28 protein-coding genes and 1 pseudogene are annotated in these 25,949 nt (G+C 51.1%); 11 read left to right on the top strand and 18 right to left on the bottom strand.

Annotated features, from left to right (window positions below; translation table 11 throughout):
- Positions 1-40: 40 nt before the first annotated feature.
- Genes gpM through ACLQ7H_RS16805 form a run of 3 tightly spaced genes read right to left on the bottom strand, consistent with a single transcriptional unit; the run spans position 41 to position 2,862 of the window.
- Positions 41-877: a phage terminase small subunit gene (gene gpM / locus ACLQ7H_RS16815; RefSeq protein ID WP_411753647.1), complete on the bottom strand. Its 837-nt coding sequence runs from the start codon at positions 875-877 to the stop codon at positions 41-43.
- Positions 878-933: 56 nt separating this feature from the next.
- On the bottom strand, positions 934-1,965 hold the full coding sequence (locus tag ACLQ7H_RS16810; RefSeq protein WP_411753646.1) for a phage major capsid protein, P2 family: 1,032 nt from the start codon (positions 1,963-1,965) through the stop codon (positions 934-936).
- A 36-nt stretch (positions 1,966-2,001) separates the two neighbouring features.
- Complete coding sequence (locus tag ACLQ7H_RS16805; protein WP_411753645.1) at positions 2,002-2,862, bottom strand: GPO family capsid scaffolding protein; 861 nt, start codon at positions 2,860-2,862, stop codon at positions 2,002-2,004.
- 156 nt (positions 2,863-3,018) lie between these two features.
- On the opposite strand from ACLQ7H_RS16805, the gene ACLQ7H_RS16800 reads away from it, so the two are divergent.
- Both ACLQ7H_RS16800 and ACLQ7H_RS16795 read left to right on the top strand, forming a co-directional pair.
- Entirely contained in the window at positions 3,019-4,740 is a 1,722-nt protein-coding gene (locus ACLQ7H_RS16800) for a terminase large subunit domain-containing protein (protein ID WP_202673350.1), read from the top strand.
- Between the two features lie 77 nt (positions 4,741-4,817).
- The gene (locus ACLQ7H_RS16795) at positions 4,818-5,843 is read left to right on the top strand and encodes a phage portal protein (RefSeq protein WP_411753668.1); all 1,026 of its coding nucleotides are present in this window, start codon (positions 4,818-4,820) and stop codon (positions 5,841-5,843) included.
- A gap of 472 nt (positions 5,844-6,315) precedes the next feature.
- Here ACLQ7H_RS16795 and ACLQ7H_RS16790 read toward each other — a convergent pair whose 3' ends face one another.
- From ACLQ7H_RS16790 to ACLQ7H_RS16725, 14 genes are all read right to left on the bottom strand, one after another.
- Positions 6,316-7,011, bottom strand: a complete 696-nt coding sequence (locus ACLQ7H_RS16790) for a DNA adenine methylase (RefSeq protein ID WP_411753667.1) — start codon at positions 7,009-7,011, stop codon at positions 6,316-6,318.
- A 159-nt stretch (positions 7,012-7,170) separates the two neighbouring features.
- The gene (locus tag ACLQ7H_RS16785) at positions 7,171-9,423 is read right to left on the bottom strand and encodes a replication endonuclease (protein WP_411753644.1); all 2,253 of its coding nucleotides are present in this window, start codon (positions 9,421-9,423) and stop codon (positions 7,171-7,173) included.
- Positions 9,424-9,670: 247 nt separating this feature from the next.
- Positions 9,671-10,057, bottom strand: coding sequence for a hypothetical protein (locus ACLQ7H_RS16780; protein ID WP_411753643.1), 387 nt, complete (start codon positions 10,055-10,057; stop codon positions 9,671-9,673).
- Entirely contained in the window at positions 10,054-10,551 is a 498-nt protein-coding gene (locus ACLQ7H_RS16775; protein ID WP_411753642.1) for a hypothetical protein, read from the bottom strand. Before ACLQ7H_RS16775 ends, ACLQ7H_RS16780 begins: the two co-directional genes overlap by 4 nt.
- A complete protein-coding gene (locus ACLQ7H_RS16770; RefSeq protein WP_411753641.1) occupies positions 10,538-10,732 on the bottom strand; it encodes a hypothetical protein in 195 nt (64 codons plus the stop codon). Before ACLQ7H_RS16770 ends, ACLQ7H_RS16775 begins: the two co-directional genes overlap by 14 nt.
- A complete protein-coding gene (locus ACLQ7H_RS16765) occupies positions 10,729-12,723 on the bottom strand; it encodes a DNA cytosine methyltransferase (RefSeq protein WP_411753666.1) in 1,995 nt (664 codons plus the stop codon). Before ACLQ7H_RS16765 ends, ACLQ7H_RS16770 begins: the two co-directional genes overlap by 4 nt.
- Before the next feature lie 274 nt (positions 12,724-12,997).
- Positions 12,998-13,819, bottom strand: a complete 822-nt coding sequence (locus tag ACLQ7H_RS16760) for a Dam family site-specific DNA-(adenine-N6)-methyltransferase (protein ID WP_411753640.1) — start codon at positions 13,817-13,819, stop codon at positions 12,998-13,000.
- Positions 13,816-14,667 (bottom strand): 3'-5' exonuclease, encoded by an 852-nt coding sequence (locus ACLQ7H_RS16755; protein WP_411753639.1) that lies wholly within the window; start codon positions 14,665-14,667, stop codon positions 13,816-13,818. Before ACLQ7H_RS16755 ends, ACLQ7H_RS16760 begins: the two co-directional genes overlap by 4 nt.
- Complete coding sequence (locus ACLQ7H_RS16750; RefSeq protein WP_411753638.1) at positions 14,664-14,867, bottom strand: hypothetical protein; 204 nt, start codon at positions 14,865-14,867, stop codon at positions 14,664-14,666. The genes ACLQ7H_RS16755 and ACLQ7H_RS16750 overlap by 4 nt, the downstream gene beginning before the upstream one ends.
- A 276-nt stretch (positions 14,868-15,143) precedes the next feature.
- Positions 15,144-15,419 carry a hypothetical protein gene (locus ACLQ7H_RS16745; protein WP_411753637.1) on the bottom strand — a complete coding sequence of 92 codons (276 nt, stop codon included), beginning with the start codon at positions 15,417-15,419 and terminating at the stop codon, positions 15,144-15,146.
- Positions 15,420-15,561: 142 nt separating this feature from the next.
- Entirely contained in the window at positions 15,562-15,795 is a 234-nt protein-coding gene (locus tag ACLQ7H_RS16740; RefSeq protein WP_411753636.1) for a hypothetical protein, read from the bottom strand.
- Positions 15,792-15,995, bottom strand: coding sequence for a hypothetical protein (locus ACLQ7H_RS16735; RefSeq protein WP_411753635.1), 204 nt, complete (start codon positions 15,993-15,995; stop codon positions 15,792-15,794). The genes ACLQ7H_RS16740 and ACLQ7H_RS16735 overlap by 4 nt, the downstream gene beginning before the upstream one ends.
- A gap of 10 nt (positions 15,996-16,005) precedes the next feature.
- Entirely contained in the window at positions 16,006-16,209 is a 204-nt protein-coding gene (locus ACLQ7H_RS16730) for a DNA-binding protein (RefSeq protein WP_202673283.1), read from the bottom strand.
- An 11-nt stretch (positions 16,210-16,220) separates the two neighbouring features.
- Entirely contained in the window at positions 16,221-16,412 is a 192-nt protein-coding gene (locus tag ACLQ7H_RS16725) for a hypothetical protein (RefSeq protein ID WP_411753634.1), read from the bottom strand.
- A gap of 85 nt (positions 16,413-16,497) precedes the next feature.
- Here ACLQ7H_RS16725 and ACLQ7H_RS16720 point away from each other — a divergent pair, with 85 nt between their 5' ends.
- The 9 genes and pseudogenes from ACLQ7H_RS16720 (at position 16,498) to ACLQ7H_RS16680 (ending at position 24,458) form a co-directional block, all read left to right on the top strand.
- Positions 16,498-16,851, top strand: a complete 354-nt coding sequence (locus ACLQ7H_RS16720) for a helix-turn-helix domain-containing protein (protein ID WP_411753633.1) — start codon at positions 16,498-16,500, stop codon at positions 16,849-16,851.
- A gap of 28 nt (positions 16,852-16,879) precedes the next feature.
- Positions 16,880-17,509: a type VI secretion system-associated protein TagO gene (locus tag ACLQ7H_RS16715; protein ID WP_411753632.1), complete on the top strand. Its 630-nt coding sequence runs from the start codon at positions 16,880-16,882 to the stop codon at positions 17,507-17,509.
- Positions 17,509-17,631, top strand: a pseudogene (locus tag ACLQ7H_RS16710) (site-specific integrase); the annotation flags it as partial. The gene ACLQ7H_RS16715 and the pseudogene ACLQ7H_RS16710, both read left to right, overlap by 1 nt.
- A 258-nt stretch (positions 17,632-17,889) precedes the next feature.
- Positions 17,890-18,240: a hypothetical protein gene (locus ACLQ7H_RS16705; RefSeq protein WP_411753631.1), complete on the top strand. Its 351-nt coding sequence runs from the start codon at positions 17,890-17,892 to the stop codon at positions 18,238-18,240.
- Positions 18,241-18,244: 4 nt separating this feature from the next.
- Positions 18,245-19,312, top strand: coding sequence for a tyrosine-type recombinase/integrase (locus ACLQ7H_RS16700; RefSeq protein ID WP_411753630.1), 1,068 nt, complete (start codon positions 18,245-18,247; stop codon positions 19,310-19,312).
- A 308-nt stretch (positions 19,313-19,620) separates the two neighbouring features.
- Complete coding sequence (locus ACLQ7H_RS16695) at positions 19,621-20,883, top strand: tyrosine-type recombinase/integrase (RefSeq protein ID WP_411753629.1); 1,263 nt, start codon at positions 19,621-19,623, stop codon at positions 20,881-20,883.
- A 210-nt stretch (positions 20,884-21,093) separates the two neighbouring features.
- Positions 21,094-21,753: a vWA domain-containing protein gene (locus ACLQ7H_RS16690; protein ID WP_202729084.1), complete on the top strand. Its 660-nt coding sequence runs from the start codon at positions 21,094-21,096 to the stop codon at positions 21,751-21,753.
- Positions 21,750-22,511, top strand: a complete 762-nt coding sequence (locus ACLQ7H_RS16685) for a PP2C family serine/threonine-protein phosphatase (protein ID WP_202729085.1) — start codon at positions 21,750-21,752, stop codon at positions 22,509-22,511. The genes ACLQ7H_RS16690 and ACLQ7H_RS16685 overlap by 4 nt, the downstream gene beginning before the upstream one ends.
- A gap of 6 nt (positions 22,512-22,517) precedes the next feature.
- Positions 22,518-24,458, top strand: coding sequence for a helix-hairpin-helix domain-containing protein (locus tag ACLQ7H_RS16680; RefSeq protein ID WP_411753628.1), 1,941 nt, complete (start codon positions 22,518-22,520; stop codon positions 24,456-24,458).
- A gap of 42 nt (positions 24,459-24,500) precedes the next feature.
- Here the strand turns inward: ACLQ7H_RS16680 and ACLQ7H_RS16675 are convergent, their stop codons facing one another.
- On the bottom strand, positions 24,501-25,925 hold the full coding sequence (locus ACLQ7H_RS16675) for an IS4 family transposase (RefSeq protein WP_411753627.1): 1,425 nt from the start codon (positions 25,923-25,925) through the stop codon (positions 24,501-24,503).
- Positions 25,926-25,949 lie beyond the last annotated feature (24 nt).

The following is a 25,949-nucleotide window of genomic DNA, read 5'->3' as shown; positions in this document are numbered from 1 at the left end:
CTTTGTGGACGTGCCGCCCTGACGTGCGGGGCACGATACGTTAAGCGCGGGGCTTTTTGCCTGGCGCGGTTGTTTTTTTACTTGCTGCGGGCTTTTTCGGCGCTGGCGCCTTTGTGGTGGCCGCAATATCTTGCACCTTGCCTGCGGTGTCGGCTGTGATTTCTGGTGGCGGGTTGCCGCCCCCCTCGTCACCGATCTCGGTGCGCGAGGCTTTGCTGATGTCGCGGATCAGATTCTGCACGTCCTTCACTACGCCGATATTGGCGTTAAGCGCCATGGCACGCTGCAACCAGCTCAGTGAGGCTGCGAGGTCTGGCTCCTCTGTCTTGTCACGCAACGTGAAGCCAATCGCCTTGTAGAGCTTGGCGCGCGCCTCATCCGGCATATCAAGGCCATCAGTCAACCGCTCGATACGCAACAGAATATCCAGGCTGACCGGGGCGCTGGCGGTGTCGCCAATCTTGAAGTGGCTCAAGGCGGCGTCGGCAATTTCATCAACGATCAGGCAGGCCGCGCCGCGCTCGTAATGGTCTGGTAATGGGATGCCGTGACGGATCACATACTCGGCCAACGGCAACGCCGTGCCGTAGTTACCCGCATCGATATGCCAAATCATGCAGGTAGTGACAATCTCGTCAGCTTGGCCGCTATCGGCTTTTAAAACGCCTTCCAGCCAGCCCTCATAGGCGGGCAGAAGCTCTTTTTTCAGCTCCACCTTGGCTTTAACCGACTCGATCCGCTTGAGTCGACGCTTGTCGTTTTCCAGGCGGAAAAGCTGTTGCTCGTATGCGGTTTCAGACTGGCGCAAGGGTGCGTCCACGTCGCCACGGCGCTGCGCCATAATGCTTTCAAAATGCCTGCGTGCAGGTGTCAACATAATATGCCCCGTTAGTGTGTTATGGGGCGGCGTCGGGCGCCGCCCGGTTCCCGGCGTTACTCGGCAGGGGTAATGTCTTCGATCAGACAGCCGCAGCCGTAATCCTCAATGACATAGGCATCGTTGCTTGATTCATAGGTCGCAATACGATCCCATTCCGGTTCGTCCTTGATCATCCGGCGGTGTGTATCTTCCTGCCAGTAGATCGAGAGGTTGTCGAAGCGGGTGATCAGCATCGCGTTGGGCGGGAAATACGGCACCCGATAGGTTGGCATTGCCCCGATCTGCTGTTGTGACAGCAACACTTTGCCCGCCAACGCCTCGGTGTTTGGATTGGTTTTGCTGAGGGTGTTCAGGATCGGGAAATAACGGTCAGACAACAGATTGCGGCCACAGATCACAACCAGATCGGTATCATCTTGGAACCAGGGGTCGATCATGCTGTTAACGGCGTCATAGGCCAGTGAGTCAAGGTTGCCATAATCGCCTTTAGCAATAATGACGTTGTCCTCATCGCGTGACGTGACCGTTTTCCCTGCCAATACACGCTGCGGCGAATACAGCCGGTATTTTTCTAACCAGCCGACGTTTACGTCTTGCAATAGCGGATTCTGCGCCTTATTGGACTTGGCGGCGCGCGTAACCCCGTTCAGACCGATCATGATGCGATCCAGCCCTCGGCGCTTGACAATCTGGTTGGTAACGCGGGCCTGGAAGTCCTTGAACTTCGCCCAGGCATCCAGACGCGCATAGCGAATGAATGTATCGCTGTTGGTCTGCTCGCAACGGTATTTCCCGCTGTCCAGACTTTCAACGCTGGCAGGCTGACGGCGCTCGACAGTGGTGTCCGTCGTGCTGGCGATAGGGTCATCGACACCCAGACCGAGTTTTTCACCCTCCTGCTCTGAGACGGGGGAAATATTGATACGGGTCAGGAATTCGCTGCTTTGCTGAATGCGGTCTTCCAACGTCTGAGTGATGGACGGATCAACGGAAAACTTGGCCATGACCGAACTCACTGGGACGTGGTTGAGTTCGGCCTGTCGGCTCAGATATTGGTCAAACTTGACGCGTGTTTCGTTTTTCATGGGTTCTTCCTGTCAACAATGGGCTAATAGCGCCGCTTAGCAGTCGGTCAGCTCTGACTGATCGCCCTCGGTGTGGCTACCGGCTGCGGGTGGGCGTTTTTTCCCTGGCTCAGGTTGACGGCTCAGAGATTCGGTAAGTGTGCTGAGGTCGGTGGTCAACTTGGCAACGGACTGTTTCAGTGTGGTATTTTCGGTTTCAATCGCTGACAGCCGGGTTTGACCGTCCAGCAGTTCCTTTTGGCTCAGTGCGATTTGCTCAACGGCTTGCTGGATCTGGCTGATATCACCGGTGGTTTTTTGCTGGTTGCCGGTCAGGATCCCCTTGATCCGATTGAAAAATTGCATGCCGGTATCTGCCGGAGCCGGGGCGGTTTCTTCCAGCTCGATGCTTAAATCCATCGTTTCATCAACCGCAGCAATCAGGCACTCGGCATGCTGTTTACGGCCGGTGAGCGGGTTATCTTTTGCCTTTGAGCAAAACTCCAGCATTTCTGTGCCCAGACTGGCGGGGGTGTCCGTGAGGGCCAAGCCCATCAAGTAGGCGCCGCCGGTATGCTCGAATTGCGGATGAAACTGGATTGATGGGTAAACCTTCTGGCGCTTCTTGTTCAGAGCGATCAGATCGTCGGTAGCGTCAATCTGTGCGTACAGCGCCAACTTGCCTTTGAGTGGCCCGTCTGCGATCACCTCGGTTTTCAGCGGTGCCAGGACATCACCATAGGCGCGGAACACACTATCGGGGGCGTAAGCTTTGATGTGCTCCAGATCGACGCGAGCGCCATACAGCGCCGGGTCATAAGTGGACGCGATGTCCAATAGGTCGCGTTTGAGGATGGCGCGACCGTCAGTCGTACCACCTTCGACTGCAACGCAGAACATTTTGGTTTTCTTACCCATCTGGTAGCCCTCCGGGCGTGTTAATGTGAGATGGCAACGAGCCAGGGCTTTATCATTACCCTTGGGCTTATCCCTCTCAATTCCTTGCGGTTGTAGGGCTCCCGGTACAATTCAACGCAATACCTCCCCATTCCCCGCGCGCGATAGTCTGAGCGCATGAAAACAAACGTCACCGATCCCCGCCGACAGGCGCAGACCTTATATTGGTCGGGATATTCAATCCCTTACATCGCGGAGCTGACCGGCGTTAAGCCGCCGACGCTGTACTCATGGCGTCGGCGCGATACCTGGGACGACGTTGCGCCGCTTGACCGTGCCCGGATCACTACCGAGGCGCGCTATCAGATGCTGATCAGCAAAGACGTCAAGAGCGGGCGGGATTTCAAAGAGATTGACCTTCTGGGGCGGCAGTTGGCCCGGTTTGAACGACGCGTGCAGGATGAGAAGCAAGCCGAGAAGAAGAAGGCGCCTAAAAACCACTTTACGGATGAACAGATCACCGAGCTGCGCGCCCTGTTTTTCAACAGCCTGTATGAGCATCAGCGCCGCTGGTACAAATACGGCAGCAAGCGTAACCGCAACATTTTGAAATCGCGCCAGATTGGCGCTACCTGGTACTTTGCCCGCGAGGCGCTGATCGATGCGCTGGAAACCGGCAGGAACCAGATTTTCCTATCAGCCAGCCGGGCGCAGGCGCACCAGTTTCGGCGCTTTATCATTGCGTTTGCGCGTGAGATCGGCGTCGAACTCAAGGGCGATCCGATGGTGTTGTCGAACGGTGCAACGTTGTACTTCCTCGGCACGTCGGCGGCGACGGCGCAGTCCTACAGTGGCAACCTGATTTTTGATGAATACTTTTGGACGAGTAACTTTATCGAGTTGCGTAAAGTGGCTGCGGCAATGGCGACGCATTCGCAGTGGCGCCGTACCTACTTTTCCACAGCCTCAACCGAGGAGCATGAGGCTTACGGGTTCTGGACGGGTGCAACTATCCAAGAATCGAAGAAGAAAGCCGATCGCACTGAGATTGATGTTAGTCACAAGGCACTGAAAAACGGCAAGGCCTGTGCAGATGGCCAATGGCGGCAGATCGTCACCATTCGTGACGTGATAGATAGCGGGTTTGACCTGGTCAACCTTGACGAAATCATGCAGGAAAACAGCACCGAAGATTTCGACAACCTCTACATGTGCGAGTTTATCTCCAGCGATCAACGTCCGTTTGGCTATGACGAACTGATCCGCTGCGGTGTTGATGCCTGGGATCCCGGTAACCCGGCGGCCTGGAAGGATTGGAAACCCTACGCGGCGCGGCCGTTCGGTGATCGTGGTGTCTGGTTGGGGTATGACCCCAACGGGGACGGGGAGGGTGGGGACAGTGCCGGGTTAGCCGTTCTGGCTCCACCGATGGTGAAAGGCGGAAAATTCCGCGTGCTGGAAGCGATACAACTGCGTGGCATGCCATTTGAAAAGCAGGCTGATGAAATCCGCAAAATGACGAAGCGGTACAACGTGCAGTTTGTTGGTATTGATGGCACGGGCATCGGCAAAGCGGTGTATCAGATTGTTAAAGCGTTCTACCCGGCTGCGGTGATGTTTGAATATTCGCCATCGGTAAAAGCGGCCCTGGTACTCAAGGCGCAAATGGTTATCCGGCGCGGGCGGTTTGAATACGATGCAGGACTCCAGGTGGTTGCGCGTTCATTCCGCACCATCCGGAAAAAAGTCACGCCTGGCGGCATGGTGACCTACGCGTCCGACAGGACGAAAGGGGCCAGTCACGGCGACGTAGCTTGGGCCATCATGCATGCCCTACATAATGAGCCTATCGGCACCGAGTCCGGCGGCACCGGCAACAGCTTTGTAACGGAGTTTTAAACGTGAGCCGAAACCGCAACAGGAAGAATCCGCGCAGCATGCAGAACCATGCGCGAGAAGTGATACTCGATCCGTTTATGGAGGCGGCCGCCGCACCACAACAACCTATTGGTGATATCCAGTCGTTTACGTTTGGTGATCCCAACCCAGTATTGAGCCAGCGCGACCTGCTGGATTGCATGGAATGCGCCAATAATGGCCAGTGGTATGAGACGCCGATCAGCTTTTACGGCCTGGCGCGTACGCTGCGGGCGGCCGTTCATCATGAGTCGGCTATCATGTTCAAGCGCAACGTTATCATGAGTTGCTTTCAGCCTCACCCGATGTTGAAACGCCAGGCGGCGGAGTCGTTTATTCTGGATCAACTGGTGTTCGGCAATAGCTATCTTGAGGTGGTAAAAAACATGCTTGGTCGCCCATTGGAACTGCGGCATGTCCCGGCAAAGTACATGCGCCGAGGGGTGGATCTGGATCAGTATTTCCTGGTGACCTACTCGAAACCCGATCACGCGTTTACCCCTGGCTCGGTGTTCCATCTGATTGAGCCGGATATCAACCAGGAGATTTACGGCCTGCCGTCCTACATGGCAGCGATACAGTCGGCGCTGCTCAACGAAGACGCCACGCTGTTTCGCCGTAAGTATTACATCAACGGGAGCCACGCCGGGGTGATCGTCTACCTGTCCGATGCTATCCAAAACCAAAGTGATGTTGATGCACTCAAGCGCACCCTGACCGATGCGCGTGGGAAGGGGGCGTTTAAAAACGTGTTTGTCTATGCTGCAGGCGGTAAGAAAGATGGCTTACAAATTATGCCGTTCAGCGAGATCACGGCGAAAGATGAGTTTAGCGGTATCAAGAACGTCACGCGTGATGACCTGCTGGCCGCGCACCGAGTGCCCCCGGTACTGATGGGTATCATGCCGAATACCAATGGTGGCTTTGGTGATGTAGAGAAGGCGGCGAAGGTGTTCGCCATCAATGAATTGGCGCCGCTTATGTCGCGCCTAAAAGGTCTTAACGAATGGATTGGCGTTGACGTCTTCCGGTTTGATCCGTATGCCCTGATCGAAGCAGCGGGCGGAGTACCCCCGCGCACCTAAAGTCATTCAAATATTTTCCCTATCACCTCGCCCGCAACCCGCGCGGGCGCTGGTTTCCCTCCTTCTCACCACCCCCTCAACCTAAGCGCCTGGGCACCTCATGGCGAGGCGATTTCGATCCTCGTTCCGCAGGCATGCCCCATCAGAGTGCAACCTCACCCCGACCCGCAGAGGCGGCCCCTCGACCAGCCAGCGCCGACCCCTCCCAGCACCCAAAGCGCGCGATTTGCTCCCCTCCACGCCCGCACGTGAAAAGTGTCGATTTCTATGCATTGGTGCATCCTGCCCGAAGCCGCGCCAGCTCTGGCCCTGAACGGCCTGATTATGGTCAAAAAAACTGTGCAATCCTATGCAGTTTTATGCGGCTATTTTCGGTGCGTTGTCAATGGTCGGAGGATAGGGGTTTTTGCTGCCGCAGGCCAACCAGTTAACTAACTAAGCTACTAGCTTAATAAGTTAACCGGTTATGAATTTATTCATTTCCTTTTAGCATTTCCGCCAGTATTGCCAACTGCTCGCCTGGCGGTAAATCACGGTATCTGGCGGCCCAGCGCTCAGCTTTACGCTTGATACGCTGGCGATCGATGTAGTCAGTGCCAGCATATGCAGCAGAATAAGCGGCTCCCTCGGCAAAGTTCATCCACAATTGTTCCGTGCGAACGCCGCCGCGCGTCATGACTTGAAACTGCATCGATCGCCAATCGGCTAGCAGGGTGCCATAAAGAGCGGATGGGTAACCCGAAATCATGACCATGACGCTTGAAGGAAGATCGCGCAGGGTGGCAATCAGCTTGCGGTGATCGTCAATGGTATATTCATGCCGGTAACGGGCGCGACTGGTGCGGGTTTCCGGCAGATAGGGGGGGTCAACATAAAGCAGGGTGCGACCATACTGCTCAAGCGGTGCGGTTCGCAGCAACTCTACCGCATCGCCCACCTCAATCATGAGGCGCTCCGCCTGGTTATCCAGAAATTCAGGGTTGCCCTGACAAAATGCCTCGACCGTCACCGGATCGATATCCCAGCCGATGGAGCGCACCGCAGGCGGTTTGCGCAGCATAATAGCGCCACCACCCAGGTGCGTTTCAATGTAAGTGTCATGCGGTGGCATCTGGCTGATGATTGCTTGATATGCCCCTGATGCTGCCTTGCTTCCTAAATACCCCATATTGGCGGGCCTCCATAGTTGAAAATAACTTTGCTGCAGTTGGCGGTACCACATAGACGCTGTCGTCTGTACTCGATGGCCATAACAGACGTTTCTGTCTGTGCGGTACCGCCATGTGGTACAGATGTATTCGTCTATGCGATCCGGACAACATAGCTATCAATGACTATTAGCCTTTCGCTGTACTGCATCTTTCCATCTTTCGATCAGGCCGCTGGTTTCTTTACGCGATATTGACTTGCGCCACGGCTCGAATGTGCCGCACTGGATGATTTCACCGGTATTGAGGTTGGCGCGGTACACGCCATCGAGCACAGTCACTTCATTACCCTGTGCAAGCTGTACCGCCTGCGGCTTGCTCAGTGGCACCTTGCGGATTTCCGCCCAGCGCTGGATCTGTTCGGCTAGCGCAGAAACACCGGCGGTTACCGGTTGCTCTGCCTGCCTGATGGCGCACGCAGCGCGGAGGTAGCTGTCGGCGCGGCTGCGGTCATAATCCGAACATTCGCCACTGACAATGGCCTGCGCCAGCGATTCGAGATCGTCAGCGGGCGATTTCCGCCGCTGCGCTGGCTCATTATGCAAGCTGGTTTGTAGTCGTTTTCGCTGCGCTCTGGTTGGCTGCCCGAAAGCCAACTGTTCCGGCTCGATCTGACACTGATATTCCTGATCGTCTGGCGGTTGATCGCTGCCCGGTTTTGTCTGTTTTTTGGCCTCGGTACAGTTATTGACACGAGTCCTAGAGGGCGCGGACGCGCCCGGAAGGTCAAAATCAAAACCAACGTCAAGGTCAACGGCTTGGCCTGCGTCGTCAGTCTTGGCGTTCATCTTCACAATGCGGTAACTGTGTAGGCGGGTTTCAACTGGCGGCAGCGCCATGCCAGGCATGTATACACCCTTGATGATTGGCAGGTATTCGCCGTAGGCGTTTGGCTCATCTTCCTGCTTGTAGTAGGTGCGGACGTGCAAGGCGTCGCGGGTAACGAACGGGCCGCCCTGCAACTGTACGTACTCGTCCCACAACCCCTGGTCGGCGGCGTAGTGTATCTCAGCAAACAAGGGATTTATTTTGTCAGCCTGTTCCTGGTCGCTCATTCTGCGCAGTTCGCGCCAGACTGACACCGGTGCGCCGCCGAGAAATTGAAACTGCCTGATACCCCAGCACGAAGCCCATGCCGTCGCATGCTTGGCGGTTTCTTTCAACGGTTTGCCGCTTTCGTCGTCTACCTCGCCGTCGAGCGCGTAACCGTCGATGTTTTTTGAAATGTACTTAACAACGTAGCCAGTAGCGCTGCCGAGTGCCGCATCAATGGGTTTCATCTCGAAGCGTGGCCGATTGCCGTGCTTGCCTTGGAGTTCTTCCGGATCCTCACGTGTGGCGTAATCTTCCATCACTTCGGACAGTTCATTGCTGTGCTCTGGTGCGGTGAATAACAGACCGTGCCAGTGCGGCGTACCGTCGTGGTGAGACTCGGCGACGCGCAGCCCAAACACAGGGATTTCACGGCGGGCCAGTTCTGCACGGATCTGTTGCCACAGGCGGGTGAGGTAGCGTTGCGATTTGCGCGGGCTCGAACCGTTCCACTTGGCGTTACGGTGGCCGAACATGGTGTAAGCATGGTATTTCGACGGTGCGGTAAGCGTGAAGAAACTACCGGCAAACCCTTCACTATTAGCCACCTTTTCAAATCCACCGATGCGAGTCATGAGTTCAACCCGGCGCTTGCCAGGGTTAGACGTGCTTTTATCAATTTGTTCTATCAGGGAGATCCGCTCTTTGGTTTCTTTATCTTCCAGCTCAAGGCGGCTCATGATCGCGCGGCTGCGCTTGCGGCGTGCATCCCATTCGTCAACATGGTGCTTGCTGCAATAAGGGGCCGCACCGCGCTTCACATCACCAAAGGCTATGTGCAGATGTTCACGCCAGCGCGTGGCGTATTTGCGCAGGTTGCGCGACCAGAAACGGGCATCCATCATCTTGCTGATCGCCGATGCGTCAGCATCCCCCTGTGCTGTCTTGCGACTGGGTAGCGGTGATGGCTGGCGAAACACCTCAGTAACGTTTGCCGCCTCTTGGTAGAGGTGGTGCGCTAAATGCCAGTCACTTTCTGATGCAAAGAATTCGTTTACTTCGCTCAGGGTTGCCGTCATGTAAATGGCAATGCCCTGCGCCAGCAACTCTATATCTTCGTGGGTAAAGTCAGGCAGGTGATTGAATCTATCGATCAAGCTATTCAGGTTGGCAAAGGAGTGATAGAGCGGGTTTAGGTGCCTGAATGCATCAGTGTAAGATCCCGTTGGCGCGTCGCTATCCTGCGGGATAGCGTACTGTTCAGTTATCATATTGATGAACGGTAGATCGCGCCGAATGATATCGCGCAGAGTCAAACGTGCGATGTGCCGCCCTTTCATGGTGTGAATACTATTGATGCGTGATGCAAGGCGCTGGCGTATAAAGCGCGGGAAAGGCTTGAGCGCGGTAGTGATATGGCCTAAAAACTCTTGCTCTTGACCCAGTTCAACGAGATCAACAGCAGGAGTTTTATCAACGAATACCGCGGCTTTGGGTTTGTTCCATTCGTACTGATACTGGACATTGTCAGTAACAATGCCCGGATAGGGTAAAGGCTCGGAAGGTGCGCGTCGGCCCCTGATGCTTTTACTCATCAGAACAAGGCCATTCATCAATGCTTATTGTGGGTTTATCGCCCAGGCGACGCTCCACAGTGTTTGTAGAGATTAACGTGAACGCACCTGTAGCATGGTCGTATTTAAATACGCTTTCTACTGCTAGCTCTCCGTTATGGCCTGGATCGTATCCAATTATACGCTGTGTGCTTGGTGCGCCCCCCTTGTTAGCTTTGATGGCCGCTTCAGCAGATGAGCCCTGCGTCTGCTGGCTTAAATGTTGACGTAGCGCAAAGCTGCTTCTTCCGCAGCGGCGGCCGCCAAATACCATGAAGCGATTTCTTATGTAGAAATCTAGCGGTGATTCTTGTTCTGACTTGCTGCATGCAGCTTTAATGGCGGTTGTGATAGCTTTCATGCGCCAGCTCTATCGATACGCTCAATTTCAGCGATGATGAGTGCGGCGGCTTTAACCAGATCCCTGCGACGGTCACCAAATTTTGCAACCCAGCCATTCGGGCAAATCGCTTCAGCCCAATTCGCGCCGTAGCCCGTTTCTTCAGCTGGCCAATCCCGGCAGGCTTCAGGCATGGCGTAAAGCGCAGCAAGCGCGGCTATTTCGTCATTAACGTGCTCGTCGTCATGGTCTGGTGTCCAGCCTTTGGCGGTTATCTGCCTTTGGCGTTCAGCGATAATGTCAGTTATCGCTAATTCCTCGCTGGCTGGAACCCAACCGCAATTACGCAGAAACTCATCAATGTGAATACCGTCGGCGTTGTCTGGCTTTTCATCAGACATAAGGATTACGGCAAACTTTTTCCCGCGCGAGGCGGCGTATTTGAACTCGTTGCCGTCAATGTGAAGGCTGAGGTTTTTCGCGTAACACTTCATGCCTGGCTTAAGATTCAACATGTGTACCTCCCGTTTGAAAAGTGATCCCTTTGGCGGGAACCAGCTTGATTTCACCCTCGGCCATACCCGCTAGCGTATTGGCGACAAAGAACTCGGTAGGCTTGTCGGTGATGACCTGGTAGATCTGATCGCTGCCTTCCAAGCGAACCAGCACAATGACTTTGTTGATATTGGCTTTCATGCTGCCTCCCTCCACACGCACTGATGGGGCATGCTTGCTCGGACTAGCGCTTCTGCGAATGGCGGTGGAACAGCGTTACCGCATCGAGCAACTTGTTCAGACTTCGGCCACTTGGTGCCATCTGGGGCGTGAGCAATGATGTAATCTGGCGGGAAACCATTTGCGTTATACAGCTCGCGCGGCTCCAGCATGCGCATGCAGATATCGACAACAATGTAATCACCAACACTGATGTACTGCGGGCGAGGTGCAGGGAATAGGTGACTATCGTCGGGCGCGTCGCTGAATTTATCCATCAGTCGAGCGCACCACCACGCACTGTAGCGCTGCTCATCTGTCAGCGGTTCAATGTCGCAATGCGCCTCAGTAAGGGCGAAACGGTCTTTTGTAGTGACTGCGTGGGCGGGCTCCACGATGCTAGCCGCTGTTGCGGTGCCGTAATATTTAGTGAGGAATGCTTGAACGTGGCCGATGTGCTGGCCGCCGGCCGTTACTGTTGGTACTGGCTCGGTGGTCTTCCTGCCGTGCTTGCAAGATCCGCGGAGGTGAATAAGGTGCGAGGTGCAAAGCGCATGGTGATCGACTTGCGTGATGGTATGTAATGGTTCATCAACGCCCAGGCCTGCTCCGGTGTAGTTGCCTCCGTAATGCTTCACCATGTGAACCGCTGCCAAGGCTGTATGTGACGTTGCCGGAAGGGTGATCATCGGCACATCAACAGCACGCGGTTTACCCGAATATTTCGGCCCGCCAGCCCCAACAAGCACCGCACTGGCCACTTGAGTTTTGCCACCACCGCCCGGCATGATCGTGCCAACTGGCTTATCTGCACGTTGGCCGGTGCTATTCCCAAACTGGCGAACCACAATCGGCGCGGCTACCGCAAAACCGTGTTTTTGCGTGACTGTTTGCAACGGCAGTCGACCTGATTGCCCGCGGAAACAATCGTATTTGGTGCGGTTTGAAGTGTGATTGCACTTCACAACGAAAGGCTCGATCAGCAGGTGCTCTGCTTTGCTTGTGACTGTCGTCAGAGGTTGCCCTGTTGAATACTGTCGGCCATCACCACCAAATCCCGTTTGCCCAATCTGCACAATGTATGGATCTGGAGTATCGATCACGAATCGCTGCATGCCCTTGACAATGCGGCGCAACGTATTGTCTGCCAGGTCTTTTTTGCGGCCAAAGATGCTGCGCGTTGGAATAGACCAATCAATGCACTCGGCGGCGGTGCGCCACGGCTTTAGCTGCCCTGCCAACACCTCTTTGCTATCAGGTGCGCCATGCGATGGCATCGGCCAAACAACAGGCTCGCCATCACAGCGGGCAACAACGAACAGTCGTTTTCTGATGGTTGGGGCACCGTAATCACAAGCGCGTAATTCTCGGTGGTCTACGTTGTATCCAAGCCCAGAAACAAGGCGGTGAGCATCGGCGCTGTCGATATCGATTTTCAGGAACTCACAGACTTCTGCTAGTGCAGGGCAATCCTGATCAACACCAGTGCTGAGCATGCCGATAAAGGCGCGGAAGGTTTCGCCAGCAAGGGAGGGATCTGGCCGACCATCCAGAAGTGGCCCCCACGTCTTAAACTCTTCGACATTTTCAAGCATCAGGTGCTTAGGTCGAACCGCTAGCGCCCAGCGCAATACTACCCACGCCAGCCCGCGTATCTCTTTTTTAACTGGGGTTCCACCTTTCGCTTTTGAGAAGTGGCGGCAGTCTGGCGAAAACCATCCCAGCAAAACAGGTAGGCCGCCGGTGGAAATCAAGGGGTCAACACTAAAGATATCTTCAGGGTAGTGCAGGGTGTGAGGATGGTTCGCGGCATGCATAGCCATTGCAATGGGATTATGGTTCATCGCGATGTGTGGCTCATACCCCAACGCTTGTTTGATACCTTCACAGCTACCACCACCGCCAGCGAAACCCACGACGACAAGCCCTTCCTGAATATCGGGGCAATAAGCCTCGATTTCTTCACGGCGCATCTGCTCTTGAAAATGCCCTTGAACCTCTTCAACGGTGGATCTTTCCAAAAGCATTTTGTTGATTACGCTGTATGCCTGCATGCGCTTATTTTCTGGCAATGAAGGTAATCCGCTAACTTGCTCAACAAGCTTCTTTACTTCTGTAGGCCAAATAATCATGCCATTACCCTCGCAACTTCCATCACTACGCCAACAGCTAACAACCAGAAAACAGAGCTGGTGATAAATGTGCATGCCCACGCGTGGCGCAATATCCAACGCTTGATGGTGTTTTTCATGCAGATACCCTCATACTTGCGATGATTTCACCAACGCGCGCCCGGCCAGCAGCGTTAGCGCTGACAGAGCGACGGGCGGTGATGGCGGTGATGTTGAAATCGGAGTACAGATCAAGTGCTGCTGCGGTTTCGCTGTTCGATGCAACAACGTTGCGCCCTCGGTGGGCTGCAATACGTAGCATGCATGCCAGCTTTCTCTGTTGATCGCTGGTGAAGCCGTCAGTGTGGTAACTGGTGAAATTGGCGGTTGCCGATGCAGGTATGTAGGGTGGATCGCAATAAATTACATCGCCAGCGTTAGCCATCCTGATCGATTCTTGAAAGGTGCAGCACAGGAAAATTGCTTTCTTATCCCGCGCTTTCTCGGAAAAAGCGTAGATCTCTTCTTCTGGGAAATAAGGGGCTTTTCGATGACCGAAAGGCACATTGAAATCACCTTTCAGGTTATAGCGGCACACGCCATTAAAACCGTGGCGATTGAGGTAGAGGAACTGCGCTGCACGGTACAGGAAATTACTGTCACAACCCTGATTGAAACTAGCCCGTACAGCGTAATAGCCAGCCTCGTCGCTGTGCTCTTTGAATAGATTTCGAGCCTCTCTGATCAGCACATCAGGCAGGGTTTTAGCCGTGTTGTGGAAGTTGATCAGATCGTTGTTGATATCGGTTAGCAGATAGCTGTCGTAATCGGTATTGAGAAACACAGCCCCGGAGCCGACGAACGGTTCAACCAACCGCTTACCTTCTGGCAAGTGCTGGCGCAACGTGTCTATGATGCTGGCTTTACTGCCGAGCCATTTAAGGGCGGGACGGATCATAAATCCTCCCCCTTGGCTGCATCGTTAAAGACGGTAAAGCCCGTTAATGCCTCACCATCGTAGATGGCCGCGATCACTTCTGGGGCGATCAGTGCGTTGATTATGCCAATCATGCCGACAACATAGGCGCTATCATCAACGCCGACGATTGCGGCGGTTTTTGTGGCGAATTCCTCAGAACACTCGACACGGTGATCCACCAGGGCCGTAATGGCATCAGGATCAGCACAGAAAAGCCTGGTAAGGATATCCGCGGTCTTCTGTGCGGTGAGTTGCCGAGAGTCGCACTGCTTCCCATTGGCCGCCATGGCCTTGATAACGCCGAGCGTTGTCAGGCAATCTGAAAGGGCGCGGTGCGCGGTTCCCTGGATTTTGATACCTTGCTGCTCGGCTGCGGCTGTGAGTTTCTGCCATTTGTACCCGCCGCGCTCGCTGCATTGTCCGTAAAACTCAGCATAGGCTCTCATGGCGCACTGAAAATCAGCGAGGCCGTTTTTAAGATCAGGAATAACGCCCCAAATTAAATCCGTCTGATCCAGTAAACGTGCGTCATAACTGGCGTTATACATAACCACCGTCCGGCCAGACATTAACGCGCCTACTTTATGGCAAACCTCTGTCCAGAGTGGTGCGTTCATCACCATCGCATCGGTGATGCCATGAATTGCTGTCGCTTCGGCAGGTATAGCCTTTGATGGTTTTACCAACGTGTTGATCAGGGGCTTGCCGGTAGTGTCGATGATAGTGATTTCCACGATCTCGGCGTCGTCGCCAAGCCCTGTGGTTTCGGTATCCAGAATAAGGCAGTCCTGATCAAGCCACTGTTGCGCCTGGTGCTGTGGAGTCATATATTGCGCCCCTTGATGATTGTTATTTGTCGAGTGGATGCCCATGTTTTCAGGGTGGTGATGATCTGATCTGCATCGGCGTTATTGGCTTTCAGGCGATCAAGTTTTGCTTCCAGCATTTCAAGCAATTGAAGCCGTGCAGAAAGGCGAGCATCTGAAAGCATCTGTACCAGTTCGGTGTTTACTTCCGTGTGTGTCATACGGCCTCCATAAATTCAGGATGAGTGAAGCCCGACGCCATAATTGACACCGTTGCTCATTTACCTGGACGGATATTTGAAATAGATGCCGGGTATATTCATGCCCGGCGCATGTTTCCGTTGTAGCTATATTTCGCCTGGTGCTGTCCATTCTTGTAAGGACTCAGGCGCAATCAACTACATGGAACCTTTACTATTTGAGAGCGCACCCCATTACGCCAATCACCCACCAAGAAAAGGAAAGGTGCGCTCTCAAATAGGGCCGGGCTAACCCGGCTATGCGCGCCAGCGTGGCTGCGTTGGTGGGGGCGGAATATCACCGCTATTGCAGCGGCGCACCAGCTGATCAATGACGGATGTAGCCACACCATCGCCAGCGGCTTCCGCTGTGCTCAACAAACCTTCAAGCCCTATGCTCAAACGGAAAGCATAATCATTAAGCGATACCTGCCTGACTTCTGGCGCTACAGCGGAGCAGCGTTGAAGATTGGCTGTCTTGGCGTGGTATTGCAGCAACAGTTCATCGATAAGGAAGCTGTAAGCCTGTTTCATTTCTGCCCCTCAGTATTGCGCTTTGCCTCACGGCGGCTGCGGTAATCACTCACGATAAGCACTGCGGATAGCACAGCAATGATTGCGATAACAACCAGGTGCGCGATTGCGTCAGGTGTGAGTGTTTTGAAGAAATTAAGCATTAGAGATCCCCAAATAATCTGGGCGTTTTACCTGTGCACCTCCAGTGACTTGCCGCTACCTGGATATAGGCCGCCGATTCATCACCTGCATAATGGGCAACACCTGCTAATTGCTCCAGCAAGTCTACTGCTGTCAGCATTTCTGCTGTTGCACGTTCCGGCTGCGTGTGTTCCATGCGCTTATTGAATTTGGCAATAACGGCGTTTGCGGCTGAATAGAAAACAATGTTCATGCCGTGGCTTCCTTCTGCGCATAGAGCTGATCGATATAACCGGTAGCCAGCGCCTGAGCATCAAACTTGCCGTAGGACTGATCACCCTGGCGAACGTGGTAGCGAGTTACCGGCTGTAACGTCTTGCGGGGAAGCTTGGTAACGCTGAAGCCCCGGTAAACGCTGGTGTGTTCGCTGACTTTTACGATTGCGTGTTGCATTTCGATACCCTCAGCTATTAGCAATTGCATCCTTGAGCATGGCGACGAGGTTTACTTCAACCTTGTCTTTGGCGTTCTTCTTTTCACGGATAATAATTCGACCATCGCGCACCATATTGCGACAGGTTCCGATCGGGATCTGAACTAGCTCTGAATACGCTTTTAAAGAGATGTAACCAGTAGGAATAGTGATGTTGATGGTGATGTTTTCCATGTGGCCCCCTGCTATTCAGAACTAATCGCTGCCATGCCACGCAGGTGAACGAGGCGGGCCATGCTGGAAATGGAGCGACACTCTTTTTCTGCAAGTGCCTCTAATTCCATGTGTTCCTCATCCGACAAGCGCATCGGGATCGGGTTTTTCGATGTAATGCCTTTGGGTAGGCGTGATCGCTGATCATGATTGACTTGTTTCATAGTGCTATATTGTGATCCACTAGGTTTTCATGAAAAACAGTATTGATCACGTTTGTGATCACGTCAAGAAGGTTGGTTTATTTTTATGTCGACAATCGGAAGCAGGCTCAGAGAGGAGCGAGATAAACTCGGGTTAAATCAAACGGATTTCGCCAAGTTAGTGGGGCAATCTCGCGGCTCCCAGGCGTACTATGAAAGAGACGAAAGGGCACCTGATGCGCGCTACCTTTCGGCTTTGGCTGCTATTGGCATTGATGTTATGTACATCCTGACAGGTAATAAGACCCCCACCACTGTGGATGAAGTCTCCATGGAAGAACAAAAACTCATAGAGAATTACCGCGCTATGGATGAGGCGGCGCGTTTAAACATACAGGCGGTTGGCGATGCGTTCGCGCAATCAAGGGTAAATGTGAAGTCTAAGAATGTAGGCTCTTAGTCAAGCTCTATTAATAAGGACGTTTGATATGATAATTAAACCATTCTTACTTTACATTACAGTTTTTATATTTTCATTTCTATCTTGCGCTAATATTGCCCATGGCACTACTCGAGACTGTAAAGTAATAGCTGATAGCGGATCGCGATTAGAATGTTTTGATAGCCAGAAAAACACCTTATCTGACGATGATGATGCCAATGATATTACCGACCCCTTAGGGGAAACCGGCAAGTGGAGGATAAATAAAATTCGTTCAGAAACAGATGGTTATTGGAATGTTTATATATCACTTCAATCTAATACTCCATTTAAAGGGCGGTTGGGCGATTTTTTCTACCCATCACTCAATATATATTGCGATGAAAGAGAGACAGAGTTGTATATTAACTGGGGCTTTCTTGTTAGTTCTAATGATCTCCCTGTTTCTTTTGTGGTGGATAAACAAAAAATTGAAAGTGAACAGTGGGTCATATCCGATGATTATATGTCAACCTTTTATCCTCGTAACGTTATGAATTTTATTGATCGCTTAATTCAGGCTAGCACCTTTTATGCGAGTGTATCTACTGTCGGCGAAGACTCGGCCACTGCAAATTTTAATTTATCTGGGCTTTCGGAAGCTATAAAGCCTTTGCGCGGAGCGTGTGGCTGGTAATGACTGTAACTAGACTTTCTTCCGGTAAATGGCTATGTGAATGCTATCCATATGGCAAGACTGCCGGAAAGCGCGTGCGCAAGCAGTTTGCAACCAAAGGCAAGGCGCTTTCCCATGAGCGTATTGAGTATGGCGCTCAGTCTTTTTCCAATGTATTGGCTTTATTGCATAAGTGCTTCGCATCACGGGCAAGACCTGCCGGATCTTTTAGTGCACGACACATGACGCTTGGGAGGGACTCGCAGATCCCATCAAGTTTTGACAATTCGCTCTGATTTCGGCAGCTCCATGAAAGCCGCGCAGAGGGCGTGAGTAGCACCTTAACGGCTAGGCTGATAAGAGTGCCAAAAATACGAAATCGATCTAAAGGAGTTTTTGCAATGGTTAAAAGTATAAACATGGATAGCCTCCGTTTTTCCGCTACAGGTGCCAGTATATATCATTTGGAGAGAGAGCTCGATGGTGCGGGCTTCCCGCTCATAAAGCGCAGTCCAATATGTTACAGTCCTGGAGCTATTGAATTTCTTGAAATCGCTTTTCCTGCTGGCGCTGGTGTTGCCGCCATTCATGCACTATCAAAAATTCTTATTGCCTACATAAACAAAGATCGCAGTGCTGAGTGTTCTGTGATTATAGGCGGAAAAGAACACAAAGTGAGGGCCTCGACAGAGGAGGGTGTACTAAAGATTTTAGCTGAACTCAAAGCTCAGTCCGACAGTGAGCAAGGGTAGATAAATGACAGTCAGCAAACTCCCCTCCGGTAAATGGCTATGCGAATGCTACCCCCATGGTAAAGCTGCTGGAAAGCGCGTGCGTAAGCAGTTCGCGACAAAAGGCGAGGCGCTTTCCCATGAGCGCAAGTTGTTGGCGCAGCGGAATAAGAACGATGTATCGATCGGCGCTGTCACGCTCGCGGAGCTTGTTCAGCGGTGGTATGACATGCACGGTAAAACGCTAGAGTCCGGTGAATCTCGTTTAGCAAAACTGAAAGCCATCTGTGAGCGGTTAGGTGATCCCCTGGCTCATGAGGTTGATAAGAACATGTTTGCGGTTTACCGTGAGCGCCGCCTTGCAGGGGAGTGGTTAGCCAAAGGAAGAACGACAGTTAAAGAGGCCACCGTTAACCGAGAGCAGTCCTACTTACACGCTGTTTTTTCTGAACTAAAGCGCCTTGGCGAATGGGACGGTAGCAATCCGCTGGATGGGATACGCCAGTTTAAGGAAGGGGATAACGAACTGTCATTCCTTTATGCCGATGAGATTAAGCGGTTGCTGGCGGCGTGTGATCAGTCTGAAAACAAAAGCCTTGGTCTGATTGTTCGAATCTGCCTGGCAACTGGTGCGAGGTGGGGGGAGGCGGAAGGAATGCGGCAATCACAGGTTTTGCCTGGGCGCCTGTCTTTCGTTAATACCAAAAGCAATAAAAATCGTACCGTTCCGATCTCAAAGCGGCTGCAAGATATGCTACCGAAAAAGCGGGGTGAGCTGTTCTCAACGGCATACGATGCTTTCAAGCATGCACTGAAACGGGCGGGGATTGAACTACCAACAGGTCAGCGCACCCACGTTTTACGGCATACTTTCGCCAGTCATTTTATGATGGGAGGTGGCAATATTTTGGTGCTGCAACAGATCCTAGGACATAGCACCATCATGATGACGATGCGCTATGCGCACTTCGCCCCAAACCACTTGGATGCGGCGTTAGCACTCAACCCATTTGATAATATTTCTGATGAGAAAAAACCGCAAAAAAGTGGCTCCTCAAACCAACTACACACTACAATTGGCAATCATCAGTAATTGTAAGTCACTGACTTGCAATAAGTCTCTGATTTTAAAAAGGTATCGATATTTTTTAAAATCCCTCGGCTTATGGCTGTGCGGGTTCAAGTCCCGCCCCGGGTACCATTTCGAAATCAATAGACGTCAACCGACGTCTATTTTTTTGTCTGAAACCCACGGTATCACTCACTTTCCTCCCTTTTTTACTCTCCGTAAGTCAACGCAATTCAACCTACATCAAGCTGCTTGCAAGTATACATTTGAGTATATACGTTGTTTCTATGATTCTCTGTATACTCACCGCAAGCACATGCGAGGACATGGATATGGCCCTGACAGATATCAAGGTGCGTTCGGCAAAACCCGAAGACAAAGAGTATTCCTTAACCGACGGAGACGGGATGTTTCTGTTGGTCCATCCCAATGGTTCCAAGTACTGGCGGTTACGATTTCGTTTTGGCGGAAAGCAACACCTAATGGCACTTGGTGTCTACCCAGAAGTCTCCCTTTCAGAAGCCCGTCAGAAACGTGATGAAGCCAGGAAGCTAGTTGCCGCTGGCACCGATCCGCGAGAACACAAGAAAGCGATCAAAACCAAACTTCAGGACGATGAGAAAACGTTCGAGGCAGTAGCCCGTGCCTGGCATGCCGATAACAAGAAGTGGTCGGCTTTGCATGCTGAACGTATCCTGAAAAATTTGGCTGACGAAATTTTCCCTTCTATTGGTAATACGCACATAGCAGATCTGAAGACCCGTGATCTGTTGGCACCGATCAAAAGCGTCGAACGTTCAGGTCGTTTGGAGGTTGCCAAACGTCTAAAACAGCGTGTTACCGCGATCATGACCTATTCCGTACAGAACGGGCTGATTGATTATAATCCGGCTCAGGATATGGCTGGGGCGCTTATGCCTGGCAAAGTGGAGCATCGCCCAGCTTTGGAGCTTGAGCGGCTTCATGAACTCCTTGGCCGGGTTGATGTATATAAAGGAAGGTTGTTCACCCAATGGGCTATCAACCTTTCGCTGCTTCTATTCGTGCGTTCTAGCGAGTTACGTTTTGCACGCTGGCCGGAGATCGATTTTAAGCGTGCATTATGGACCATACCTGCAGAGCGAACTCCGATCCCAGGAGTGAAGTTTTCTGAACGGGGATCAAAAATGCACACGCCTCATCTTGTTCCACTAAGCCGTCAGGCATTGGAAATCTTCCAAAATATTCGGGAAGTAAGCGGCCACTGTGAGCTGGTGTTTATTGGCGATCATTCGTCGAGAAAACCACTGAGTGAAGGGACGGTGAACAAGGCACTGCAAACCATGGGCTATGACACTAAGACCGAGGTTTGCGGTCACGGCTTTCGCACCATGGCCTGTAGTTCACTGATCGAGTCGGGGTTGTGGTCGAGGGATGCGGTGGAACGCCAGATGAGTCACCAGGAGCGGAATGGTGTTCGTGCGGCCTATATCCATAAAGCAGAGCATTTGGATGAGCGCAGGCTGATGTTGCAGTGGTGGGCGGATTTTCTGGATACGAACCGGGTGAGGGCGGTTAGCCCGTTTGATTTTGCTAAGGCAATCCCCTACAAGTAAGTGAAAAAGGTGACAAAATTTTATTTCCAGTATTAAAGTGTGGCCATTACTGATAAGTTTTCTATGACTGAAACGGCCCAACGTAGGTTTTTGTTCTTGCCTGTGTTGTTCAAGCGCTTTATGCGCGCCTTCCGTTTTTACACATGCAAGGGGATTATCAGTAATCCCCTATGTCCCTGATACTTAAAAGTTAAATAAAATGGAGATTGTGTGAGCGAACAAATTTCTTTTGAAACCAATGATTTTGCAAGTAATCCTGAACCACGCTGCCCTTGTGTGCTGCTATTAGATGTATCTGGCTCAATGAATGGACGTCCGTTGGATGCGCTGAACGCTGGACTAGCTACGTTTCGTGACGAACTGTCTGCAGATGTTTTGGCAATGCAACGTGTAGAAGTTGCTATTGTCACGTTTGGCCCTGTGAAAGTCGAAATACCTTTCACTAGTGCTTCTAATTTTTATCCTCCCATTCTACAAGCTCAAGGTGACACCCCGATGGGAACTGCTATTACGCAGGCCCTCAATATGGTTGAGGATCGAAAACGCGACTATAGAGCTAACGGAATTTCATATTATCGCCCATGGATTTTTCTCATTACTGATGGTGCACCTACAGATTCTTGGATAGAAGCGGCGACTGCTATTCGAGACGGTGAAATGTCCAAAAAGTTTGCTTTCTTCACTATTGGTGTCAAAGGTGCTGACATGAATACGCTTAAGCAACTTAGCGTTCGTGATCCATTGGCTCTCGATGGTTTGAAATTTCGTGAATTATTCAGTTGGCTATCTACTTCTTTGAGTTCTGTATCTAGGTCTACGCCAGGTACAGATGTTCAACTAGAGGCTCCGAAAGGCTGGGCATCTGTGTGAATTGGCGATTCGTTTCCGCCTCAACAGTTGGTACTTCACACGAATATGCTGACCTACCTTGCCAAGATAGTTGCTGGGCTCAAGTGGATTTGCTAGACAATCAGCAACCATTATTGTCTATGTTTGTTTCTGATGGCGCAGGTAGCGCGATAAAAGGGGGAGAAGGAGCTGAACTGGCTATTGAGGTTGCAGCTTCATTCGTAGCAAATAAAGTTAACCAGGGTGAGTTCGGCCTTACTGATGCATTGGCTACTGATATTGTGCTTGCAATCCGTGAGCGAATTTTTATTGCTGCCGAATCAGAAAATCTTAAAGCTCGTGATTTTGCTTGCACATTTCTTGGTATCCTGTCCGCTACAAATGGAACAATTGTCTTCCAGATTGGTGACGGAGGTGTTGTGGTTGATATTGGTGATGGGCTTGAATTGGCTGTAATCCCTATGTCTGGTGAGTATGCTAATATGACTCGTTTTGTTACCGATGAAGATGCCGTGACCATTCTTCAGACGAGGTTGTACCCTGAGTGTGCTTTAAGAGTTGCTGCTTTCACCGATGGTATACAACGCTTGGCACTGAATTTAGCGAATAACACCCCTCATGAACCATTTTTTGCGCCTTTCTTTAATGGGATGCTTAAGGCAACATCTGAACAGGAAGATTTACTTCAACCTCTACTAGTCAAATTTCTAAGTAGCCAACCTGTCAATGAACGAACTGACGACGATAAGACGCTTGCACTAGCAATCTGGATGCCTTGATTAACTATGATGAAAACGTTGTTCACATCCAAAGGAACGCAACTAACTATAGGCCGAGAACTTGGCAAAGGGGGCGAAGGAGCCGTATTTGAGATCCCTTCACTTACCAGTCAAGTAGCCAAGCTTTATCATAAGACTGTGGACCCAAAAAAGCAGGACAAGCTTATATTCATGGCTTCCTCGGCCAATAATAAGCTCATGAGTTATATCGCTTGGCCGCAGGAAACACTGCATTCTAGTCGAGGAGGGCCAGTTGTTGGTTTTCTCATGCCAAAAGTATCGGGTAAAGAACCAGTTCATCTGATTTATAGTCCAGCCCATCGCAGACAGGATAACCCCAAAGCGACATGGGACTTTTTGCTGTGTGTGGCACGTAATATTGCGGCCTCGTTCGAGACTGTTCATGAGCATGGTCATGTGATTGGGGATGTAAATCAGAATAGTTTTATGGTTGGTCGTGACAGCAAAGTTGTACTTATTGACAGTGATTCATTTCAGGTAAATGCGTACGGAAAGCTTCATCGATGTGAAGTCGGTGTTTCACATTTTACCCCGCCTGAATTGCAATCTTTAACATCCTTTGGTGGGGTAACTCGAACTCCCAATCACGACAATTTTGGATTGGCACTTCTTATTTTTCATATCATTTTTGGTGGACGTCACCCTTTTTCAGGAGTTCCACTCATCAGCGGTGTAGGGGATGCACTTGAGGCTGATATAAAGTTTTTTCGGTATGCTTATGCGCGCGACAATCAGGCTAGGGGTTTTAACCCTCCACCTCGTTCAATATCAGTTTCAACATTACCAGACTCAATGGAAGCTATGTTCCACTTAGCTTTTACTGAACGAGGGGTAGCCGGAATGCGCCCATCAGCTCAGCAGTGGGTAGTTACGTTAGATAATCTTAGAAAGCATCTTAGGAAATGCAGTGCTTCGAGTATGCATCTTTTTTCGAGCCACCTTGGTTATTGTCCTTGGTGTGAACTGGAGAAACAGGGGGTTGTTTACTTCATAGATCTTGGGGCAACATATACCCCGCAGCCCAATGGCTTTGTGCTGGCGCGAGTTTGGGCACTTATTAAGACCGCTCCAGTACCACCTGCTGTAAGTTTTCCTAACCTTAATAATTTTAGTGTAAAAGCTCGGTCTTTACCATCAAACGTACCAAGCAAGAGCATTGTAACGTGTTATAGATTAGCTGCTTTGGCGATCGCGTTTGGAATCATGGTCTATATGCCCAGTATATGGATGATAGCGGTGATAATCGGTTGGTTTGGCTGGACTATAGCTAGTAATGTGGGGGCCTCGGCTCGTGCTGCGGAGACATTTAAAAGACGTTGTGTTATGGATGCAGCTCGTCAGGAGTATGATCGACTTGTAGAAATGGTAAAGAAGGATGTTGGGCCCGAAGGTTTTTATGCTCGTCAGGCGGAACTAGAAAAACTCAGGGATGAAATCGAAAATCTTCCCCGAATTGAGAAGTCCGAAATAGATAGATTGCATACAACAGCGCGAGAACGACAGAAGCAGAAATACCTCAATACACTTTTCATCGATAATGCTGTTATTCCTGGTCTTGGTCCTGCACGGAAAGCCGCGCTTCGATCTTTCGGTATAGAAACAGCTGCTGATATATCCAAGGACAGAGTGAGCCAAGTCAGAGGTTTTGGAGATAGTCTGACACGAGCAGTGCTAGATTGGAAAGCAAGTTGTGAACGAAGGTTTACATTTAATTCTGCTGTTGCAGTCACTCAAAGCGACAAAAATGCCGTCCATGCTAAATTTCTCACGAAACGAGCTTCGCTTGAAGTCACTCTTTCTCGAGGTGCTAGTGATCTGCAGGCTTTCCGACAGAGGGCTATCTCACAGACTCTAATATTGCAACCTCAGTTAGATTTAGCGGCAAGGGCGTTAGCACAAGCTCAAGTCGATTTAGCGGCTATCTAAATATTTTTGCCAACATTAGTAAGCGTACAGCGAAGCTTGCAACTACCCACATCTTTCAGTCGCCATTTCCCATCCGGTCTGTATTTCGTTTAATCGCCTCAGACCACGCCAGATAACAATATTGCCGGGCGGATGTTTGTTTTTATTTCCCATGTACCTACCAAGTTGGGCAAGTTTTATCGTATATTTTTCTAAAGGAGGTGACGACATGATTTTCGCTGTATCTTTAACCATCACGTCCAGTATTTTTATCTCTGCTTCGCTGAAAGCAAGTTTTGCCGGTGCCGTGGGCATTTCTCTGCTTAACATTGTAAGCCAGAATACCCGCCAACTCAGGATACAGTAACAACATAATAAATTTGTTAACCGTTCTGCCGAGCCTAATCTGGAGCGCTCAGCCTGACATCCTGACTTCATAACCTTATGGAAAGTCTCTATTTTCCAGCGATGACCGTACCATTCCAGTTTCTCTGTGGCCTCAGCCAGATTTTTCACCGACAGATCAGTCAGTAGCTTCCACTCAATCCTGGTGTTATTATTTTTCGGACCTTCTTCCGTCGCAATAATTGCCGTCAGTTGTAGATCTGGGTATTGCTTTGCCTTACCTATCGGGGGATGTAGCGTGAGCTTTTTCCAACTAACATTCAACGTTACTTCACGCACACCATCTTTGTCCTGCCGGAGGAAAATTCGATGATGCCCCTGGCACTTAGGGGAAATATTTTTCATTTCTTCTTCCAAAGTAGTATTTTCAGCCAGGCGGTTTACACACGTTCTGACCAGAAAGTGTGTATTTAATTCTGATGCCAAGCAATAAAGCTCGTAAATGTCACTTTCACGATCGCCAACATGTACGCACCGTTCCGGGCACTGCAACAGCACTGTTGACTGCCGTAAATTTTCCAGCCAGCGATAGCTTTCCTTTTCCTCAATGGGGACACGGGTAGGATTTATTTTTCTTTTTAATGCATTAGTTCCTTTAAATTTCTTGCGGGTCCAAAATTTAACCGCCGTCAGACCCAACGGGAGCCCCTCTGTCGTCACCGCCAGACTGGAATGCATCAGGATCCCGCAATTGATGCCGGCATCATTGCCTGTTTTGATTAGCCCTGCAGTATGGTTTCCTGCAAACCCCACGGCATCAGGATTATCCCGGTGATAGCCAAATGTCGTAGTGTCCTGAAGGAGCAAAATAGTGTCTTTTTCCGTGGCGCGTATCCGCGTCCTGGTAGCTTCAGTATGTCCCTGTAGCAAGGTTTGTTCATCAATTTTGTCACTGGCAAGGAACCGATAAGCTGCTTTTGTTGCAGCACTGTCCTGGCAGGCAAAAGGGAGGCTGTTACCCATTCCGCGCCAGAGTCTTTGCATGAGAGATCTAAAGCGACTTGCATGGCGACGATCTCTAAAAGCAGATGAGTTAATTTCTTCATCGAGCCATGAAAGTGAAGTCTGTTCTTGATTAGCCATGTCCATCCGTCCCTGAGAATAAAA

The sequence above is a fragment of the Serratia sp. (in: enterobacteria) genome (assembly GCF_046715635.1).
Taxonomy (GTDB): Bacteria; Pseudomonadota; Gammaproteobacteria; order Enterobacterales; family Enterobacteriaceae; genus Chania.
The sequence above is the reverse complement of the archived record's forward strand: the minus strand, read 5'-3'. Positions and strand labels throughout refer to the sequence as shown.

Bases quoted from the DNA above. Each gene is read 5' to 3' on its own strand.
- ACLQ7H_RS16715 (WP_411753632.1), top strand. From the start codon at position 16,880: ATGATAATTAAACCATTCTTACTTTACATTACAGTTTTTATATTTTCA.
- ACLQ7H_RS16735 (WP_411753635.1), bottom strand. From the start codon at position 15,995: ATGCAACACGCAATCGTAAAAGTCAGCGAACACACCAGCGTTTACCGG.
- ACLQ7H_RS16785 (WP_411753644.1), bottom strand. From the start codon at position 9,423: ATGAAAGGGCGGCACATCGCACGTTTGACTCTGCGCGATATCATTCGG.
- ACLQ7H_RS16740 (WP_411753636.1), bottom strand. From the start codon at position 15,795: ATGAACATTGTTTTCTATTCAGCCGCAAACGCCGTTATTGCCAAATTC.
- ACLQ7H_RS16790 (WP_411753667.1), bottom strand. From the start codon at position 7,011: ATGGGGTATTTAGGAAGCAAGGCAGCATCAGGGGCATATCAAGCAATC.
- ACLQ7H_RS16765 (WP_411753666.1), bottom strand. From the start codon at position 12,723: ATGCGCCGTGAAGAAATCGAGGCTTATTGCCCCGATATTCAGGAAGGG.
- ACLQ7H_RS16700 (WP_411753630.1), top strand. From the start codon at position 18,245: ATGACAGTCAGCAAACTCCCCTCCGGTAAATGGCTATGCGAATGCTAC.
- ACLQ7H_RS16775 (WP_411753642.1), bottom strand. From the start codon at position 10,551: ATGTTGAATCTTAAGCCAGGCATGAAGTGTTACGCGAAAAACCTCAGC.
- ACLQ7H_RS16720 (WP_411753633.1), top strand. From the start codon at position 16,498: ATGTCGACAATCGGAAGCAGGCTCAGAGAGGAGCGAGATAAACTCGGG.
- ACLQ7H_RS16745 (WP_411753637.1), bottom strand. From the start codon at position 15,419: ATGAAACAGGCTTACAGCTTCCTTATCGATGAACTGTTGCTGCAATAC.
- ACLQ7H_RS16675 (WP_411753627.1), bottom strand. From the start codon at position 25,925: ATGGCTAATCAAGAACAGACTTCACTTTCATGGCTCGATGAAGAAATT.
- ACLQ7H_RS16800 (WP_202673350.1), top strand. From the start codon at position 3,019: ATGAAAACAAACGTCACCGATCCCCGCCGACAGGCGCAGACCTTATAT.
- ACLQ7H_RS16730 (WP_202673283.1), bottom strand. From the start codon at position 16,209: ATGGAAAACATCACCATCAACATCACTATTCCTACTGGTTACATCTCT.
- gpM (WP_411753647.1), bottom strand. From the start codon at position 877: ATGTTGACACCTGCACGCAGGCATTTTGAAAGCATTATGGCGCAGCGC.
- ACLQ7H_RS16725 (WP_411753634.1), bottom strand. From the start codon at position 16,412: ATGAAACAAGTCAATCATGATCAGCGATCACGCCTACCCAAAGGCATT.
- ACLQ7H_RS16755 (WP_411753639.1), bottom strand. From the start codon at position 14,667: ATGACTCCACAGCACCAGGCGCAACAGTGGCTTGATCAGGACTGCCTT.
- ACLQ7H_RS16695 (WP_411753629.1), top strand. From the start codon at position 19,621: ATGGCCCTGACAGATATCAAGGTGCGTTCGGCAAAACCCGAAGACAAA.
- ACLQ7H_RS16760 (WP_411753640.1), bottom strand. From the start codon at position 13,819: ATGATCCGTCCCGCCCTTAAATGGCTCGGCAGTAAAGCCAGCATCATA.
- ACLQ7H_RS16780 (WP_411753643.1), bottom strand. From the start codon at position 10,057: ATGAAAGCTATCACAACCGCCATTAAAGCTGCATGCAGCAAGTCAGAA.
- ACLQ7H_RS16770 (WP_411753641.1), bottom strand. From the start codon at position 10,732: ATGAAAGCCAATATCAACAAAGTCATTGTGCTGGTTCGCTTGGAAGGC.
- ACLQ7H_RS16705 (WP_411753631.1), top strand. From the start codon at position 17,890: ATGGTTAAAAGTATAAACATGGATAGCCTCCGTTTTTCCGCTACAGGT.
- ACLQ7H_RS16795 (WP_411753668.1), top strand. From the start codon at position 4,818: ATGGAGGCGGCCGCCGCACCACAACAACCTATTGGTGATATCCAGTCG.
- ACLQ7H_RS16810 (WP_411753646.1), bottom strand. From the start codon at position 1,965: ATGAAAAACGAAACACGCGTCAAGTTTGACCAATATCTGAGCCGACAG.
- ACLQ7H_RS16680 (WP_411753628.1), top strand. From the start codon at position 22,518: ATGATGAAAACGTTGTTCACATCCAAAGGAACGCAACTAACTATAGGC.
- ACLQ7H_RS16805 (WP_411753645.1), bottom strand. From the start codon at position 2,862: ATGGGTAAGAAAACCAAAATGTTCTGCGTTGCAGTCGAAGGTGGTACG.
- ACLQ7H_RS16750 (WP_411753638.1), bottom strand. From the start codon at position 14,867: ATGACACACACGGAAGTAAACACCGAACTGGTACAGATGCTTTCAGAT.